This window comes from Burkholderia sp. Se-20378 (assembly GCF_017104665.1).
In the GTDB taxonomy this organism is placed as follows: Bacteria; Pseudomonadota; Gammaproteobacteria; order Burkholderiales; family Burkholderiaceae; genus Burkholderia; species Burkholderia lata.
Map to the genome: position 1 here is coordinate 1 of NZ_JAAGPG010000832.1, position 2,405 is coordinate 2,405.

Genomic DNA, 2,405 nt, shown 5'->3' on the forward strand with positions numbered 1-2,405 from the left:
GGCGTTCGCGCCGATCGACACGGCCGCGTTGCGCGACCGTGCCACGCAGCTTGCCGCGCGGCGCTTGTCGGCGCCGCGCGATGCCGGCGCGCTGAATGCGTGGTGCATGACGGTGCCCGTGTGCGCGGTTGCCGATCTGCTCGGCTTCGACGAGACGCAGCTCGACGATATCGCGGCGCAGGTCGTCGATTTCGTCGCCGCGCTGTCGCCGCTGTCGGATGCCGCGGCACTGGCCCGCGCGAGCGACGCCGCGCGGCAACTGCTCGACCGGATGACGGAGCGCGTCGCGCAGTTGCATGCGCATGACGGCACGCTCGTCGCTGCGGTGCAGCAGGCGGCCCGCGCGTCGGGCTGGCAGGCGAGCGGCGGGCTGGTCGCGAATCTCGTCGGGCTGTTGTCGCAGACCTGCGAGGCGACGGCCGCATGGCTCGGCAATACGCTGGTGGCGTGGAACGGCGACGCGGGAGCGAGTGCCGCGCACGTTGTTCAGGACGATGCCGCGCTCGACGCATTCGTCGCCGAAGTCGGGCGCTTCGATTCACCGGTGCAGAACACGCGCCGCTTCGTCGCATCGCGCACGACGATCGAAGGCGTGACCGTCGAAGCCGGCGACGCGATTCTCGTCGTGCTGGCCGCGGCGAACCGCGACCCGGCCGTGCATCGCGATCCGCACCGGTTCATGCCTGGCCGCGCGGCCGGACCGAATTTCGGCTTCGGCACGGGGCCGCATGGTTGTCCGGGCGAGCGGATCGCGCGGGCAGTGACGGCGGGGGCGTTCGGGGCGTGGCTGCGTGCGGGCGGCGTACCGCCGCACGACGGGCTGGCGTGGGACTACCGCGCGTCGACCAACGTCAGGATGCCGAAGTTCGACGCGGCACGGTGAAAGGGAAAGAGGGACTTAACGGCAGCCTTGCTTCTCGGCCCATTGTTCCTGGGCGGCGACGCGGCGTTGCACGCGTTCGACGAGACCGGTCGAGAAGGTCCGCATGCTGATACCGCGGCGCTTCGCGAGGATCGTCTGCGCGACATCGGTGCGCGGGTTCGGCTGGCAGGCCCAGTACAGCGTCATCAGCCAGCCGATGCCGGTCCACCCGAACAGCGCGTTGAACATCGCGACCGTCAGCTTGTCGTGCCGGCCACGCCGGTCGGCAATGACCGCCGGCAGAAAATAGATCGCGATCGCGGCCACCGAACCGGCCACTTGAATCAGGACTGCGCTCTGCATGTTGCTGCTCCATCCGAACTGCAATGGGACTGATTGTCGCGCTTTTTCCGTTTGCGTGCAGGGCGTGGACAGGCAATTGATTGTTGCGTTTTTAATGACGATCAGCCGGCTTCGGCGTTTGCCGGCTGCACTTCGTTGCTCAGCGCGAAACCTTCGTCGAGCCAGCCGGTCACGCCGCCGATCATCAGCTTGACCGGCCGGCCGAGACGCGCGAGCTGGATCGCCGCACGCGCGGCGCCGTTGCAGTGCGGACCCGCGCAATAGACGACGAACAGCGTGCCGGCCGGATAGCCGGCGAGCTTGCTCTCGATGATCTTGCGGCGCGGCAGGTTGCGCGCGCCGGGCACGTGGCCGGCGGCGAACTGGTCGGGGCCGCGCACGTCGAGCAGCACGAAATCGGGTGTACCCGATGCGAGCGCGTCGTGCACGTCCCAGCAGTCGGTCTCGAAGCGCAGCGACGCCTCGAAATGTGCAAGGGCGGCGGGGCTGTCGGCGGCGGGCACGTCGGTGACGCAGGACATGGGCAAGTTCTCCTGAAGGTTGTGCGGAACGCGGTGGGATGAGGGGCAGTATCGCGCTTCGGCGCGTTTCGCGGCAGTGGCGCGATCGACAAGTTCCGGTAACATCGCGCCATGCACAATCATCTCGTCGTCGCGCTCGCCTACGATCGCCTCTGCACGTTCGAATTCGGCTGCGTGGTCGAACTGTTCGCCCTCGAACGCCCCGAGCTCGGGGTCGACTGGTATCGCTTCGCCGTTTGCGCGAGCGAGCCGGGGCCCGTGCGCGCGGCGGGCGGCATCACGGTCGCCGCGCCGTATCGGCTCGCGACACTCGATCGCGCCGACACCATCGTGATTCCCGGCTGGCGCGATCCGGACGAATTGCCGCCGGCGCCGTTGCTGAAGAAACTGCGGGCCGCGCATCGCCGCGGCGCGCGGCTCTGCTCGATCTGCTCGGGCGTGTTCGTGCTGGCGGCGGCCGGCGTGCTCGACGGCCTCACGGTGACGACCCACTGGCGCTATGCGGAGAAACTGCAGGCGCGCTATCCGGCGCTGCGCGTGAATCCCGATGCGCTTTACGTCGACGAGGGGCAGGTGATCACATCGGCCGGATCGGCGGCGGGGCTCGACATGCTGCTGCATCTCGTGCGCCGCGATCATGGCGGCGCGATCGCGAACCG

The 2,405-nt window shown here is 69.0% G+C and carries 4 protein-coding genes; 2 read left to right on the forward strand and 2 right to left on the reverse strand.

Translation table 11 applies throughout. The features are described 5' to 3' along the window. Nucleotides 1–883, forward strand: an 883-nt coding sequence (locus tag G3N93_RS38030) for a cytochrome P450 (RefSeq protein ID WP_206135328.1), incomplete at its 5' end; no start/stop codon positions are given. A gap of 15 nt (nt 884–898) precedes the next feature. Here G3N93_RS38030 and G3N93_RS38035 read toward each other — a convergent pair. Then, nucleotides 899–1,225: a superinfection immunity protein gene (locus G3N93_RS38035; RefSeq protein ID WP_174945883.1), complete on the reverse strand. Its 327-nt coding sequence runs from the start codon at nt 1,223–1,225 to the stop codon at nt 899–901. A 101-nt stretch (nt 1,226–1,326) separates the two neighbouring features. Then, the gene (locus G3N93_RS38040; RefSeq protein ID WP_206135329.1) at nt 1,327–1,746 is read right to left on the reverse strand and encodes a rhodanese-like domain-containing protein; all 420 of its coding nucleotides are present in this window, start codon (nt 1,744–1,746) and stop codon (nt 1,327–1,329) included. 111 nt (nt 1,747–1,857) lie between these two features. Here G3N93_RS38040 and G3N93_RS38045 point away from each other — a divergent pair. Beyond that, the coding region (locus G3N93_RS38045; RefSeq protein WP_206135330.1) for a DJ-1/PfpI family protein at nt 1,858–2,405 on the forward strand (548 nt) is incomplete at its 3' end.